The organism is Microcoleus sp. FACHB-68 (assembly GCF_014695715.1).
In the GTDB taxonomy this organism is placed as follows: domain Bacteria; phylum Cyanobacteriota; class Cyanobacteriia; order Cyanobacteriales; family Oscillatoriaceae; genus FACHB-68.
On the sequence record NZ_JACJOT010000015.1, the window covers coordinates 76,629 to 91,830 of the forward strand.

14 protein-coding genes are annotated in these 15,202 nt (G+C 46.7%); 6 read left to right on the plus strand and 8 right to left on the minus strand.

What is annotated here, in order from left to right:
* Positions 1–266 precede the first annotated feature (266 nt).
* Together H6F73_RS20915 and H6F73_RS20920 are read left to right on the plus strand one after the other, a co-directional pair.
* A complete protein-coding gene (locus tag H6F73_RS20915) occupies positions 267–1,622 on the plus strand; it encodes a serine/threonine-protein kinase (RefSeq protein ID WP_190760705.1) in 1,356 nt (451 codons plus the stop codon).
* Positions 1,623–1,701: 79 nt separating this feature from the next.
* Positions 1,702–3,432, plus strand: a complete 1,731-nt coding sequence (locus H6F73_RS20920; RefSeq protein ID WP_190760706.1) for a glycosyltransferase family 39 protein — start codon at positions 1,702–1,704, stop codon at positions 3,430–3,432.
* Between the two features lie 63 nt (positions 3,433–3,495).
* On the opposite strand, the gene H6F73_RS20925 is transcribed toward H6F73_RS20920, so the two are convergent.
* A complete protein-coding gene (locus tag H6F73_RS20925) occupies positions 3,496–4,275 on the minus strand; it encodes a photosystem II S4 domain protein (protein ID WP_190760707.1) in 780 nt (259 codons plus the stop codon).
* A 220-nt stretch (positions 4,276–4,495) separates the two neighbouring features.
* Here H6F73_RS20925 and H6F73_RS20930 point away from each other — a divergent pair, with 220 nt between their 5' ends.
* Positions 4,496–5,077 carry a YkgJ family cysteine cluster protein gene (locus H6F73_RS20930; RefSeq protein ID WP_190760708.1) on the plus strand — a complete coding sequence of 194 codons (582 nt, stop codon included), beginning with the start codon at positions 4,496–4,498 and terminating at the stop codon, positions 5,075–5,077.
* A 109-nt stretch (positions 5,078–5,186) separates the two neighbouring features.
* Here the strand turns inward: H6F73_RS20930 and H6F73_RS20935 are convergent, their stop codons facing one another.
* Positions 5,187–5,702 carry a hypothetical protein gene (locus H6F73_RS20935; RefSeq protein ID WP_190760709.1) on the minus strand — a complete coding sequence of 172 codons (516 nt, stop codon included), beginning with the start codon at positions 5,700–5,702 and terminating at the stop codon, positions 5,187–5,189.
* A gap of 97 nt (positions 5,703–5,799) precedes the next feature.
* Positions 5,800–7,071, minus strand: a complete 1,272-nt coding sequence (locus H6F73_RS20940) for a transposase (protein WP_242072585.1) — start codon at positions 7,069–7,071, stop codon at positions 5,800–5,802.
* Positions 7,072–7,569: 498 nt separating this feature from the next.
* Here H6F73_RS20940 and serA point away from each other — a divergent pair, with 498 nt between their 5' ends.
* Positions 7,570–9,153, plus strand: a complete 1,584-nt coding sequence (serA, locus tag H6F73_RS20945) for a phosphoglycerate dehydrogenase (protein ID WP_190760795.1) — start codon at positions 7,570–7,572, stop codon at positions 9,151–9,153.
* A 199-nt stretch (positions 9,154–9,352) separates the two neighbouring features.
* Entirely contained in the window at positions 9,353–10,243 is an 891-nt protein-coding gene (prmA, locus tag H6F73_RS20950) for a 50S ribosomal protein L11 methyltransferase (RefSeq protein ID WP_190760710.1), read from the plus strand.
* 108 nt (positions 10,244–10,351) lie between these two features.
* Here prmA and H6F73_RS20955 read toward each other — a convergent pair whose 3' ends face one another.
* The 3 genes from H6F73_RS20955 to trxA all read right to left on the minus strand — a co-directional run bounded on the left by H6F73_RS20955 (position 10,352) and on the right by trxA (position 12,835).
* The gene (locus tag H6F73_RS20955) at positions 10,352–11,155 is read right to left on the minus strand and encodes a pentapeptide repeat-containing protein (RefSeq protein WP_190760711.1); all 804 of its coding nucleotides are present in this window, start codon (positions 11,153–11,155) and stop codon (positions 10,352–10,354) included.
* Between the two features lie 455 nt (positions 11,156–11,610).
* Complete coding sequence (locus H6F73_RS20960) at positions 11,611–12,333, minus strand: pentapeptide repeat-containing protein (protein ID WP_190760712.1); 723 nt, start codon at positions 12,331–12,333, stop codon at positions 11,611–11,613.
* A gap of 184 nt (positions 12,334–12,517) precedes the next feature.
* On the minus strand, positions 12,518–12,835 hold the full coding sequence (gene trxA / locus H6F73_RS20965; RefSeq protein WP_190665047.1) for a thioredoxin: 318 nt from the start codon (positions 12,833–12,835) through the stop codon (positions 12,518–12,520).
* A gap of 249 nt (positions 12,836–13,084) precedes the next feature.
* Here trxA and fabG point away from each other — a divergent pair, with 249 nt between their 5' ends.
* Positions 13,085–13,849, plus strand: a complete 765-nt coding sequence (gene fabG / locus H6F73_RS20970; protein ID WP_190760713.1) for a 3-oxoacyl-[acyl-carrier-protein] reductase — start codon at positions 13,085–13,087, stop codon at positions 13,847–13,849.
* A 103-nt stretch (positions 13,850–13,952) separates the two neighbouring features.
* Here fabG and H6F73_RS20975 read toward each other — a convergent pair whose 3' ends face one another.
* Together H6F73_RS20975 and H6F73_RS20980 are read right to left on the minus strand one after the other, a co-directional pair.
* On the minus strand, positions 13,953–14,543 hold the full coding sequence (locus tag H6F73_RS20975) for a Crp/Fnr family transcriptional regulator (protein WP_190760714.1): 591 nt from the start codon (positions 14,541–14,543) through the stop codon (positions 13,953–13,955).
* A 237-nt stretch (positions 14,544–14,780) separates the two neighbouring features.
* Positions 14,781–15,086, minus strand: coding sequence for a hypothetical protein (locus tag H6F73_RS20980; protein ID WP_190760715.1), 306 nt, complete (start codon positions 15,084–15,086; stop codon positions 14,781–14,783).
* Positions 15,087–15,202: the final 116 nt, after the last annotated feature.

Consider the following 15,202-nt stretch of genomic DNA (forward strand, 5'->3'; position numbering starts at 1 on the left):
CGATGATAGCGCAGCGGGCCGTTAGGCAGATACAAATGATTAATCATTATAGATGATTGCAGATAGGGTTAACCGACAAATGGTGTATGCTTCTCAGTAGGTTATCGTTAATATTTGTATTTTTTTATTAAAAATTTTGCAGAAAAGAGGCTGGGATGAGATAAGAGAAGTTGTAAAAATGCCAATTCTCTGTTTGTATCTTTTTCTTTTAACAAGTTTGAGAGTATATTAATTGATGAGTTGTTAGTGGGATGCGCTGCGCTCTTATGGAACCACTGCACCAGATGGGAGACATCATTGCTGACCGATACCGGCTCACCAATATTTTAGGGCAGGGTGGGATTGGTATCACTTATGAAGCTGAAGATCAGGAAACCGGCAAGCGAGTGGCACTGAAGGAAGTATCACTACGCCGGCTGAGGGATTGGAAGGTTCTAGAATTGTTTGAACGAGAGGCGCGGGTACTCTCAGAACTCAATCATCCAAGCATTCCGGCTTACTTAGATTACTTTCAGGTGGATACCGCCAGTGATCGTAGTTTCTATTTGGTTCAGGAAATTGCACCGGGGAAGTCACTCTCGGCGCTAGTAGAAGCCGGCTGGCGGGCGTCGGAAGGTGAAGCGCAAAAACTGGCAATTCGAGTGTTAGAAATCCTTAGCTATCTGCACAGTTTAACGCCGCCGGTGATTCACCGAGATATTAAGCCACAAAATATTATTCTGGCGGAAGATGGGCAAGTTTCTTTAGTTGATTTTGGGGCGGTACAAGACACTTACCGGCATACATTTGCCGGCAGCAGTACGGTAGTGGGTACTTATGGATATATGGCACCGGAACAATTTCGGGGGCACGCAGAACCGGCAACAGATTTGTACGGTTTAGGGGCAACTTTATTATTTTTGCTAACACACCAATCGCCGGCAGATTTGCCCCAGCGCCGGCTTAAAATTGAATTTCGCTCTCAAGTTAACATCTCAGATGACTTTGCCGGCTGGATAGAAACCCTCATTGAGCCGGCTGTGGAAGATCGGTTCACTTCAGCAAAGGAAGCGCTGGCAGTGCTATTAGGTGAACGAGAAATGATTTATCCTCGATCATCCACTCTTCAGCAACCAGCCGGTAGTCGCATCGTTTTGAACAAAACTGCCTCACGTTTAGTTGTAGATATTCCACCTTATAGATTCCACGATTCTCTTACCCTAGTCATCGAAGGTGTATTTATCAGCTTCTATGTATTGATGATATGTTGGGTAATTTTCTACATAAGTTCAGGAATAATCTCCTTGTTACCCTTGCTTGATATGTCATTCAGGTTTGCTGTGGGAATTCCAGGAGTAATTATTTGCGTGAGTGCGATAGAATCTTGCCTGTCCAGGATCATTCTTAGTGAGCAATTAGAGATAGACCTGCAAACCTTCCGGCTGCGTTGGAAGTTACTGGGTGTTGTTAGTCACCAAGTCAAGGGACGAACGGAAAATATAGAACTTCGCTGCGATCCTTTTTCTGGCACTTTAGTAGAGGGAGCGAAAAAGTACCGTTTTGGAACAAAGTTAATGCCGGCGGAAAAAGAATGGTTAGTGGCGGAATTAAATAATTTTCTGGGAAAACTACGGTACAAGTAGGCGATAGGCGGTAGGCTTAGGGGCGATAGGAAACCAGAAAGCCTATTATTTGTTGCTAGCTTGCCTACTGCCTGACAGAATGCGATTTTTTCAACATTACCTAGCGCTGGCTGGGGTGATTGCCTTGGGCGGTGTCCTGCGCTTCGCTCAGCTTGACTTCAAATCCCTGTGGCTGGATGAAGTGATTACCGCTTTGTTCAGCTTGGGACGCAACTACTATGACATCCCCCTGGATGCAGTGTTTAAGATTGAACAATTAAAGGAAATTTTTACACTAAATCCAGAAACCACCTGCAACCAAATTTCTCACAACCTTGCCATTCAATCAACACATCCGCCACTATTTTTTTGCTTGATGCATCGCTGGTTGATTTGGCTGAATCAGTTTAACTGGCTTTCTGCATCTGACGGAAATTGGGAGTTAGCATGGCAGTTACGATCTCTGCCGGCATTATTCGGTGTGGCTTCAATTGCTGCGGTTTATTGGCTAAATCGTCTTGCTTTCTCCCCGGCAGCAGGATTAATTGCGGCTGCTGTTATGGCGGTTTCTCCTTATAGCGTTTACCTGTCTCAAGAAGCACGACACTACACGCTGCCGGTGTTATTAATTACCCTGGCTTTAGTAGCATTAACTCTCATTCAGCAAGACTTTGATAACCGGCAGCGCAGCCGACCTCTTATTTGGGCGAGTTGGGTTATTGTTAACACCCTTGGTCTTTATGTTCACTACTTTTTTATTCTTGCCCTAATCGCCCAACCGCTCGTTTTAATTTTTAATGTTAGCTCCCCCAGCCGAAATCTAAAATACAAACTGCAAAATAGTTTAATTTTTGGGTTTCTGCCCTTTGCCTTGTTTATCCCTTGGTTGCCAATTTTGATCGGTCATTTTGGGCGTTCTGAAACCAATTGGCTACCGCAACCCCACAATATTGCCCCGTTCTATCAAACCCTTGCCGGCTGGCTGACAATGGTTGTGATGCTGCCGGTGGAAAAGCAACCTCTTTGGATTATAATTCCTGCCGGCTTCTTCATACTTTTGTTCGGATTGGGGATGGGATGGCTTTTTTTTGCGGGATTGAAAAAACTCTGGGGCAATTCAGAAACCCTGCCGGCAACCCGAACTCTGCTTAGCTTCACACTTTGGGTGCTGCTGGCATTTCTGGCAATTGTTTATCTATTAAACAAGGATATTACGATTGCCCCTCGATATCACTTTGTCTACTATCCTGCTTTTTGTGCCTTACTCGGAGCAAGCCTTTGGAAAATGCAAAATGCCCGCGTGAAAATGCCCAAAAAAAGGCCGTTAACACGATGGATTACACCCTTTACACTGTTATTGGTTGGCATCATTAGTTGCCTTTGTGTTACTTCTGATTTAGCTTTTAAAAAGCCTTTTCATCCCCAGCGAGTTGGGCTAGATATGAGCTTAGAGCCGGCTATTTCCCGCCTAGTTGTCGTGGCATATAAAACCTTTCAAGATGTAGCGCTAGGGGTGAGCTTTGCTTTAGAAATTCACAAACATGATCTCCCTGAAAATGCCGGTTCTTATATGGCTTTTTTGCAGCAGGAAACAGATTACGAGCAAGTTTGGCAAAACTTATCTCAACTACCACTGCCGGCACTCCCGCTCAATTTGTGGGTGGTTGCACCCGAATTGCTGCAACAACAAGACTATCCACAGCAGCTATTTGCCTTAACACCACTCACCGCTGAGTCTCAGCAAATTGTTTGTACAATCGATGCCGCCCATTATTACCGCGTGGGTGTTCCTTATCAGCTATACCGTTGTCTGCCGGGAGAGAGGAAGTGAGTGTGGAATGGGAGATTTAGGAGTCTCCCATAAAATAGGGAATTAAATGCGCTTTAGCTGAGCTTAAATATATCGGGTGAGTTGAACGCGATATCGCTCTTTTTTGGTAATAGCCACTTCTCCAACTTCAAGGCGTCCTTTGCCACGAATTGCAATTAAATCTCCTGATTTAACCGGCTGGCTAGATTGGGTGGTTTCTTTCCAATTTACGCGCACATCACCGGCAGCAATTAAATCGACCATTTTGCTACGAGACATCCCAAAGCCTGCAGAAGCCACCGCATCCAGCCTTAAGGAAGCCTCTACCGTGGTTAATTCTTTCTTTTTGGGTTCTTTGATCTTCAGCTCGCTCAACTCAATCCGCTGTGTTTTCACCGGCACTGAGCGCACCTGCTTGAGTTCGAGTTCCAAAAATTCCACCATCTCCGGCACGACAATTGCCTGAGCACCTCGCTCACCCAACACAATTACGTCACCGAGCTTTTCTCGCACAATGCCGGTGCCTAAAATCGCCCCCATAAAGTCTCGGTGAGTGGCGGTATCGAATAAGAAATTGCCGGCAATCTCCAGCGCTGCCACTTCCACTTGTGCCGGTTCTAAGGGCAATTCTGAGCGGGCAATCCCCAGCCGCTGTCTTTCTGCCTGCGGATAGCCACCCCAGGCAACCAACTGCACCTCTGTCAGACGCTTAAAAGCCTGCTGCGCCTCAGCCTGCACCGGCGGCGAGAGAAAATCCGTCAAGACAACTTCCCACGTTTTAATCGCCTGATCCGCTTGGTCGATCACACGAGCCACTGTGTCTCGATTTTCAACGCCTTTTAACAGTTCTTCTCTTGGCAACATTCTGGCAGTATTTTATTTAATCACTATTCTGATTCTATCGATTGAGCGGCGCGATTAAAACATCATTCGTTGTAGAGATACCTAGAATAAATGATCGCCTTTTACGAATTTTATAAATTTTTGTCTTTTTTTATACGCCTAAATAGTCGAGTCTGCCTTAATTGTTTATCTAATATCTAAAATTAATAGATTCCCTTTGCCGCGCCATTGAGCGCAGTTTATGAATACTGATGTGATTGAGCGATTACTCGCACTCTACCAACAAATTGACGAGGAAACGACCGCATTTCAAGCGGCAACCGGCTTGCAATGTCCTGCCGGCTGCGGTCGATGTTGTGCCAATCCTGAAGTAGAAGCAACGCCACTAGAAATGCTGCCTTTAGCAATAGAATTATTCCGTCGAGGCGAGGCACAGTATTGGTTAGAGCGACTTGCCGATCACAACGAACTGGGCGTTTGTGTTTTCTATCAAAGCGATCCTCTCATCCCTGGAAATGGTCGTTGCGGAGTCTATGCTTGGCGACCGGCTGTGTGCCGGCTGTTTGGCTATGCCACCGTTAAAAATAAGCAAGGAACGCCAGAATTAGCAGCCTGCCGGCATCATAAACAAACGGTGCCGGCAACCGTAGAAATTGCGAAGAAAGCCGTAACAGCGGGGGTGCCGGCACCTGATTTTTCCCAATATGGCAATGAGATTGCCAACCTTGACCCGCATCTAGGACAAGAGCAAATGCCACTTAACCAAGCGATAAAAATTGCGATTGAACGCGTGGGATTAATTGCTCAGTTTGGAGGCGAGTGAAGGGCGTAAAAAGTCAAATTTAAAAAGGTCAAAGAAAAATTTTTACAGTAGTTTCTCTCCTCAGATACTTGACTTTTTACGCTTTTTTTACATTTTGCAAGCTGGGTTCTTACACACTACCGGGTTCTGCATAACCTTGGATATTTTCCGGCTCAAACGGGCGGATGATAGAGGTAGCGCGGCGCGTTAGGCTTTCAGAACCTTTGACGACAACCAGATATTTGCCGGCATTAAGTCGGTTGCGGTAAGGCAAAGCCTCACCGCTTCTAAACATCAAGCCGACACCTCCGCCAACAAAAACACTACCCATTGCACCGGCAATGGCACCGAAAAATCCCCCAATAAAATGATTGCCAAAATCCCCGGCCCAGGAAACAATTGATAAGCCGGTGATCGCGTTAAAAATGAAACCGCCGACAAAACCAAAGGGAATCAGCCAAGTGGCCATCAGTTTAGCTTGTTTGCCGGCCTCCTCATTCGGGTCAATCAAGCCATATTCATCAGCACTTTTATAACCCCTGCCCAGAATGGCCACTTGCTCCATCGGCAAGCCTTCTTTCTCTAGGGCAGAGTAAGCAGCTTCTGCTTTGATGCGGTCTGGCAGCACAGCGACGAGATAATACATAGCAGCGAATCAGTGTCTGAGAGTGGTTAACGGTCTACCTAACAGAGTGACATCCTCCTGCGCTAAATCTTGCGATTATAGGGCAGGCTTCCAAACCTCACGATTTGACATTCCTAGTTCTTCTCTTACGAGGTTTCGCCTCTGACCTAGACTGACTTTCATCAATCCCCGGCAGACAGACTGCATAGGCGTTTTCAATTCCGCAGAGTCCCTGCGTACTAATGAGTTCTAGACCGCGCAACCTGATTACTTCTGATGCTGCGTGATCACGAGCTGTTTCGTACGCACAACCATCACACTTATGAACCCGTTTGGAAAGTTCTTTCTTTCCTGTATGCGTTCCGCACTTAGGACAGGTTTGAGAGGTTCCATCCGGATTGACACGGGCAAAGTAGATTTGATGTTTCTTCGCTACCCATTCCAGCAAGTTGAGGAACTGACCGACAGCGGCATCTAAGGTATGTTTTCTCAACATCCCTCTCGACATCGCTTTCAAGTTCAAGTCCTCAACAAACACCATCCCAATACTTTCTTTGGTACACAGATGGTTAGCCAGTTTGAACTGCCAATCCTTCCGAATACTAGCGATGTGGTTGTGGAATCTGGCAACCTTGAGTCGAGCCTTCTCACGATTTTTAGAACCTGTCTTCGTTCTGGCATACTTGCGTTGCAGTAATTGGAGCTTGCCGTACAAGGATGTCAGGAATCGAGGTCTAGCGATAAACTCTCTATCCGAGGTAGTTAAAAACTTCTCCAATCCCAAATCGATACCCAGTGCATCTCCATGAGGTTGGGCGTCTGGTATCGACACCTCAGACTCTATCGTGACAACGACTTCCCATCTATCCGCTTTCCTCAAGACCCTCGCTTGCTTGACCACAAACCCTTCTGGGATGGGTCGGTGCAAGTTGATGGGCATTCTCCCGACTTTGGGAAGACTGATTTGCCATCCAGTAATCGGGTTGGTTTTGAATTGCGGAAACAGCATGGACTTCATTTGTCCAAACTTCTTGAAGCGAGGAAAGCCAAATCCCCTCTTTTGGAAGTAATTCCAAGCGTCGTGCAATCTACGGATAGTAGTTTGCAGAACTTGAGAAGGTGCTTCTCCCAATCCAGGAAATTCTTTCTTTGCTTTGGGAAGTGCGTTTTGTTGAGCGTAATAGGTAGGGAAGAGTTTGTCGGGTGGAATAATGTATTCACGTTCCAGCGAACAATAGTCCCAGCTACATTTACGCGAATTCACCCAATCTTTGATTTCCCGCAAAGCGTAGTTGTACACCTTGCGAGATATTTCCAGCCAATGCAGCATTGTCTGCTCTTGGCTAGCGTCTGGATAAATTCGGTAGCAGTCGTTCATGATGAAAGTCATGAGACTGATTCTAATGCAGAATCGTTGGTCTATAAACCTATGCCTATTGTTAATTTCACGGGGTTCAATACCCCGTAAAATTAACTTGGGGGTGGCTGTATCCTGTCGCTAAAATAGCGGGCGCAACAACTGCGTTGTTTTAAATCGCCCTTCCTTATTTATAGCGAGGGACTTATCCACCGCCAAACCCCCATTAGTTAACAGCGCACAAGCGGACAAATCTTTTAGCCAAAAACACAGCCCACTGGCGCTCAGCAAAGCCAAGCGGTAGTGGATAATAAGAATGAACCGCCTGTCACGCCCACAGAAGGTAAAAACTTTCGGGCAGTTGGCAGTTTCAGGCTCCATTACAGTTAAAATGACCTACTGCGGTGAAACCTTTCCATCGAGTAAAAGACCGTTCCTGTGCTCGCCCTCCAGTCTTATGCCTTGCGGCTAGAGGCTGCGCTCACTGCCGGTGATCTTTCACCTCTTGCTGTTGCAACCTATCTGCTGACCATGCCAAAGGTTCTTGTTTCCGATCCGATTGACCAAGCCGGTATCGATATTCTTTCCCAAGTCGCCCAAGTTGACGTAAAAACTGGTCTGGCACCCGAAGAACTGGTGCGGATCATGCCAGAGTACGACGCCTTAATGATTCGCTCCGGCACCCGCGTCACCCAAGCGGTGATAGAAGCCGGCGCACAATTAAAAATCATTGGGCGTGCCGGTGTGGGTGTGGATAATGTGGATGTGCCGGCAGCCACTCGTCAGGGAATTGTCGTCGTTAATTCTCCTGAAGGTAACACAATTGCGGCAGCCGAACACGCTCTGGCTATGATGTTCTCCCTCTCCCGCTACATTCCCGACGCCAACCAATCTGTTAAAAGTGGCCAGTGGGATCGCAAAACCTTTATCGGTGCTGAAATTTACAAAAAAACTTTGGGCATCGTGGGACTGGGAAAAATTGGTTCCCATGTCGCCACAGCCGCAAAAGCAATGGGCATGAGACTGCTCGCTTACGATCCGTTCATTTCAACAGAGCGTGCCGAGCAATTGGGCTGTCGCTTAGTGGATCTCGATGTACTGTTCCGCGAATCCGACTACATCACCCTGCACATCCCGAAAACAACAGAGACGGCTAACTTAATTAATGCCGAAGCGCTGGCGAAGATGAAACCCACCGCCCGGATTATTAACTGTTCTCGTGGGGGGATTATTGACGAGCCGGCGCTGGCAACCGCCTTGAAAGAAGGCAGAATTGCCGGTGCGGCTTTGGATGTTTACAACAACGAACCGCTGGAAGCCGATTCGCCTTTGCGTTCACTTTCTAAGGAAATCGTCCTTACCCCCCACCTAGGAGCCTCAACAGCAGAAGCGCAGATCAATGTCGCCATCGACGTTGCCGAACAAATTCGCGATGTGCTGCTGGGGCTGCCGGCACGTTCGGCGGTGAACATTCCCGGCTTGTACCCCGACGTACTCGAAAAGCTCAAACCTTATATGCAACTGGCTGAAACCTTGGGCAACTTGGTGAGCCAGCTAGCAGGGGGACGCGTTGATTTTCTCAATGTGCGCTTACAGGGAGAATTAGCAACCAGTGAAAGCAAGCCGGTGGTGGTGGCATCGCTAAAAGGATTGCTCTCCCAAGCCTTGCGCGAACGCGTTAACTACGTCAATGCCAGCATTGAAGCCAAGGAACGCGGAATTCGCGTCGTGGAAACACGCGATGCTTCAGTTCGTGACTACACCGGCTCGTTGCACCTAGAGGCGAAAGGCTCTCTGGGCGAGCACTCCGTAACCGGCGCAGTCCTCGGAGATGGTGAAATTCGGATCACCAACGTTGATGAGTTCCCGATCAACGTGCCCCCCACTCACCATATGTTGTTTACCCGTCACCGGGATATGCCAGGAATTATTGGCAAAATCGGTTCTCTTCTGGGTAGTTTTAATGTCAATATTGCCAGTATGCAGGTAGGCCGTAAAATAGTCCGGGGTGATGCAGTCATGGTTCTCAGTCTTGACGATCCCTTACCTGATGGCATTTTGGCTGAAATTACCAAAGTTTCGGGCATTCGTGATGCCTACACGGTGACGCTGTAAGGCTTGGAAAATAGGGAATTAGGCGGGGAGAAAGTTTGAAAGAGTCAGGGGAAATTATTTGATCGAATGCTGATTTCTTAATTCCACCGCTTCTCATCAAGCAAGCTACGGTTGTGGTGAAATCCCACAACCTCGCTGATTTTCCATTTTCCAATCTCCATTTCTCAGTTCTCAATTCCTAATTTTTAATTCCAAGAAGTTGGCACATAGCTGGTGGGAAATTCAAATTCTGGGCGATCCAGCCCTAGAAGATACAATCTTCTGGCGGCTGGAAACGTTTGGCTGTCGCGGCACTTCCAGTGAAATTAAAGGTTATGCCTGCCTGATATGCGCTTACTTACCTGAAGAACAGGCGCAGTTATTAGATTTGGCAGCTTTATCTCTGTTGCTGCGCCAAGATGCCCTCTGTATGAGTTTGCCACCGCCGGCAATGCAGTGGCACTTAATTGATGAGGAAGATTGGGCAAGCAACTGGAAGCAATACTGGCATCCAATGGAGATTGGGGATCAGTTGTTAGTCTATCCAGCATGGCTGCCTTTACCTGAAGAACCAGGCCGGCACCTGTTACGCTTAGATCCCGGTGTAGCGTTTGGCACCGGCACCCACGCCACAACTCAGCTGTGTCTAGAAGCATTAGAGATGCGGCTGGGATATGAAAAAACTGATGCCCTAATTGCTGATATCGGTTGCGGTTCCGGCATTTTATCGATTGCCGCGATTCTCTTGGGTGCAAGAAAGGCTTACGGTGTAGATATCGATCCCTTAGCTGTAAAATCTGCTCGCAGCAATCGAGAACTCAATGGCATTTCTAACAAGCGCCTCGTTTTTGAACTTGGCAGTCTGGATCGCTTGGGCAAATTAGTAGATGAGCCGGTTGATGGCATTCTCTGCAATATTTTGGCAGAAGTGATTATTGACTTGATCCCGCACCTGGATATGTTAGCCAAACCGACTACTTGGGGGATTATTAGCGGTGTTTTGTTAGATCAAGCCAAGCCGGTTGCCGATACGCTAGAGCAACATGGCTGGATAGTGGCTACCCTCTGGCGCAGGCAAGATTGGTGCTGTTTTAATATTCGCCGGTCTTAGTTAGATGAAAATTGAAGTGGGAAAGACGGTTTTTGTCAGCGACTAAGCATCTAATTTTCCAGTTGCCGGTAAAAAAAGCTCTCTGCCTTTCCCCACTCACTCACTCAGCTAGGGCAATCCTGGGCGTGGAATACGCAAGCTATTCGTTTTTGCATGGGGCGAACTTGGCTGGAGAAAATTTGGGTAAGAAAAACCGGATGTGGGTGCTTCTGAGTTGGGCGAATTATGTTGTCGAACGGTAACGGGGGTTTCGGTATAAAGTCCTATTGCACCGTCTAACTGAGCACCACTGAGGTTAGCGCCGGCAATATTAGCCCCCGTTAGGTTGGCACCACTGAGGTTGGCATTTAATAAGTTTCCACTCGAAAGATTAGCCCCACTCAAATTGGCATCACTGAGATCCGTCCCAACTAACTGGCATTCTCTCAAGTCAGCATTTGACAGGTTAGCCCCCATTAAAACTGCATTACTGAGATTCGCCCCACTCAGTCCCGCACCGCTGAGATTAGCACCTTCGAGATCCGCACCAATTAAATTAGCGCCTTCCAAATCCGCACCACTCAAGTTGGCGTTTTGCAAGTTGGTATTCACACAGTTGGCAAAAATCAGTTCGGCCCCTCTAATATTAGACCCTTTGAGGTTGGCATCTAGCAGATTGATGCCTTTCCCGTCAACGCCACTGAGGTCTGCTTTTGTTAAATCAGCAGCGACTAAATTGGCAAAAGTCAGATCAGCACCACTCAAATTAGCATTGCTAAGGGTGGCACCATTAAGATTGCTATAGGACAGCTTGGCACCACTCAAGTCAGCACCACTGAGATTAAACCGAGCCATGTTAGCATCACGCAGGTCACCTCCCTGACACTGTTTGGTTTCTAGCAAGCGTTTGATGTGTGCGGTATTTGCAGCCATAATCATTCCTAAAAGCTCAAAGCCAAAATTTATTTAATGGAAAACTTGGAACCTTAAATATTCCTACCTGGGGAAGGGGCGTTTCTCCCGTGAAAAAATCTATCTAACTATTCCGTCTTTACAAAAGAATTTGGAGAGATCAGGAACCCTACCGATGAGTTATTGCTGTTCGCGATTGAGCAATCCCTTCAACCTTTTCTAAAGGTAACAAAAAGATTCAACTCTCCCTTGAACACGGCGACAGTGGGAGATTGAAAGATAGGCAGAACTGTACTGGTTTGTTAAGGCGTCTTACAAAAAGTTCCAACCGGCCTTTGATAGGGCTATTGTCTCAACTATTTTTTTATCAAGTAGAATTGCTTAAACCTTAAAAACTGAAAATGAAATAGGGGTGCAAGCCGGCACCCCTAAAAAGTTAAAAGCTTGGAGATAGACTCCCCATCTGCCTGGATTTTTTAGTCTCTGATAGCATCGGTCACATTAACACCCGTCATATCTACATTCGTTAGATTGGCACCTCTCAAGTCGGCACCTCTCAAGTTAGCCGGTGTGACTGTACAGGAACTAAAGTCGTTGGCTTCCCGCTTATTACACGTACTCATGTCATAACGCAAATTCGTTGGCACCATCCCTTCCCCTTCACCGAAGGGTCTGAAATCTGCACCCCTTAAATTTGCAAACTCTAGGGTTGCATTACCCATTTGAGCGCCTCGAAGAATCGCGTTACTCAAGTTCGCTTGGCGCATAAATGCACTTAAGTGAGCGTTTGTCAAGTTAGCCTTTGCGAGAGTGGCATTATCAAGCTGCGCTTTATTGAGGTTCGCAAAGCTCAGGTTTGCACCTTCTAAGTTAGCGCCTCTGAGGTCTGCACCGACTAACAGAGAACCTCTTAAATCAGCACCACTCAGGTTAGCGCCTCTGAGATCAGCACCACTGAGATCGGCGAAGGAAAAGGAGACTCCGCTGAGGTTTGCACCTCTTAAAGTCGCTCCCTCAAAAATGATGGGATCAAGGAATCGCCGGCCTGCTAAGACAAGACCATCCAGATTGCACCCCCGACATTCTCCTGTGTTTAAAAGCCGTTCAATCGTCGATGCATTTTGAGCGTTCACTCGATGGGTTAAACCCATCGTGATTAACAGTGTGGCAAATGCAAGGCTTCCTAGTTTTTTGTTCATTTTTGTCCCCTAAAGTAGCAACTCTTGCTGATTGCAAAAATCACGAGTAAATATCTGAAATTGTCGGTATTTCAGCTTGAATCTAGACTTTATCAGCCAATTGTAAGCCTAAATTCTTCTTTTACCAGGATTGTTAATTTTATTTTTCTTTCCCTCCCTTAACAGTCTGTCATTCACAAAAATTTTAAATTAAGGGTTGCAAGCGCTGAATTAACTGTTGAGCTTGCAGAACCCCTTCGATGCGCTCCACCGGCTGCCCATTCTTGAACAGCACCAGCGTTGGCAAAGCGTGAATGTGATAAGTGGTTGCCAAGTCAGGATAGTTATCGGAGTTAATTTTGACAACTCTCAGCCGGTCTTTGAGCCGGCTATTGACCTCCTCCAAAATCGGAGCCATCATTTGACACGGGCCGCACCAAGGCGCGTAAAAATCTACCAAAACCGGCAACTCGGAACCAGATAACAATTCTTGAAAGCTGCTGAATTGCTTTTTAACTGCCATAAAAATCCTCTTTTTACGCGGTTAGTTTGAACACTTTTATGATATATCGACGGCGTTATACGACGCTTATAATTAATACAATTTTAAATTTTAAACTTGAGATTTCAAATTAACCCAACCCTATCGTTCAAAGACCTAGATTCTCCCGTAGTAGTGCAAATTTATAGCAAAATTATCCAGTTCACCCTTCACCCTTCATCGTTCCGATAAGATGGTCTAGTTTGTTACACAGTCACAAGAGGATTGGAAATGGAAGCATTGCCAGAGAGTTTGCAGCGGTTGCGCGATCAAGTGGCCATTGTCACCGGCGCTTCACGGGGAATTGGTCGTGCGATCGCTTTGGCATTAGCAGCAGAGGGGGCGAAGATCGCGGTCAACTATGCCAGCTCAAGTGCGGCTGCAGAGGAGATTGTCGGGGCAATTGAGGCAGCAGGCGGCAGTGCGATGGCGCTGCAAGCAGATGTTTCTAAAACGGATGGAGTCGAAGCCCTGATCAATGGCACCCTTGAAAAATGGGGCCGAGTCGATATCTTAGTGAATAATGCCGGCATTACCCGCGACACCCTGCTGCTGCGGATGAAACTAGAAGATTGGCAAGCCGTGATTGATCTCAACCTCACCGGCGTTTTCTTGTGCACGCGAGCAGTTAGTAAAATTATGCTCAAGCAACGCGCCGGTCGTATTATTAATATTGCCTCAGTTGCCGGTCAAATGGGCAACCCTGGACAAGCTAACTATAGCGCCGCTAAAGCCGGCGTCATTGGATTTACCAAAACCGTTGCCAAAGAACTCGCCTCTCGCGGGATCACCGTCAATGCGGTTGCCCCTGGATTTATCACCACAGATATGACCGACGGCCTCAAATCTGAGGAAATTTTAAAATTCATTCCTCTAGGGCGTTACGGTCAACCAGAGGAAGTTGCCGGCCTTGTTCGCTTCCTCGCCGCCGACTCTGCAGCCGCTTACATTACCGGCCAAGTAATGAATGTCGATGGCGGCATGGTCATGGCGTAGGCTGACAATATTTAACGCACAGAACGCAAAGGAAATGCACACAATTTGTAGAGGATTGTGTAATGACTTCTGCGCTCTTTGCGTTAAAACTGCCTGCTTTTATTTAAATTTCATAGTGCCAAAACGGCTGCCGGTCGGGTACAACAATATAACGCTGTTGATGCCGGCTGATGAGTCCTTGCTTTTCAAAATTCTTCAGCATCCGGGTGACGGTTACGCGGTTTGAACCGATCATTTCTGAAATTTCTTGATGAGTCAAACGCAGATCGATGAGCTGTCCTTGCTCAACTGCACGACCAAATCTTTGAGAGAGCCAAGTTAACAGTTTTAAAAGAGAGGCATCAATTGGTTTGCAATGCCGCAATTCTAAGAATTCTTCTAACTGTTGAGTGTGCTGGATCAGCGCTTTGATAAATTCGTAACTGTTATTTGCCGGCAAAACAGTTGCCTCCACCAGCGTCAAGCATTCAATGGTATAAGGTTCAGCTTTTGATAGCGCTTTGCCAACTATATCCTGGGAACCCCATAATCCTAGGGGAATCAGCGTTCCGTCTTCACTCCAGGTAAATGTCCGCACCACGCCGGTTTTAATCTGCCAGATTTCATGGGGTTTCAAAGGCAGTAGAGATCGGCGGGCAAAGGTTGTTTGCGTCCGGTTGGGATACTGATCTAATAAAACAGGAGAAACTATCATCTTTAATTCTTATTTATTGAGGATTTCTTTAATGAGAAGATTCTAAGTTTTAAAGAATTTATGAATTTGTTCTTTAAAATGGCGCTGTGGGAAAGATTTTCTTCGAGTTTCTTGTGTTCAATATCGCTTTAAGAATTGAAGCCGGTTAAACAAGGCTTGAATCATTTTTGCTTTTGGATATAGACCGGCTTTCCTTGTCGTCAGCCAATTCTCCCTAAAACAGCAATAGCAAACCCATTAAAAGGAATGTCTTGGAGAATTAGGAAACTGGCACCGACGACTGCTAGAGGTTTCCTTAAAATAAGCTCCCCCAAACGCACCGAGAAGCGCTCCTGCAATGGCTCCAGTAAGGGTGCCGGCAATTAGTGCCGCAACCCGCCAAATGATGGCAAACCGGCGTGGTTTCGTCTCTATCTGTACTGTAAACATGAAGCCGGTAATTGCTCCATATATCAGACCGTAACCCGACCAAAACAAGGTTTCACCCACGGGTTCAAAGGGAGTCCTTATCGCGTCAATTGTGGTTAAAACTATTTTTTTCATCACAGCATTTCTCTCTGACTAAACTTGAGCACAAATCTGCTCAGTCGCTCATTGAATTAGATAAACTACGGTAAGCCGATAAACATACCGTAGTTAGTGAGCGTTAATCAGGAGTA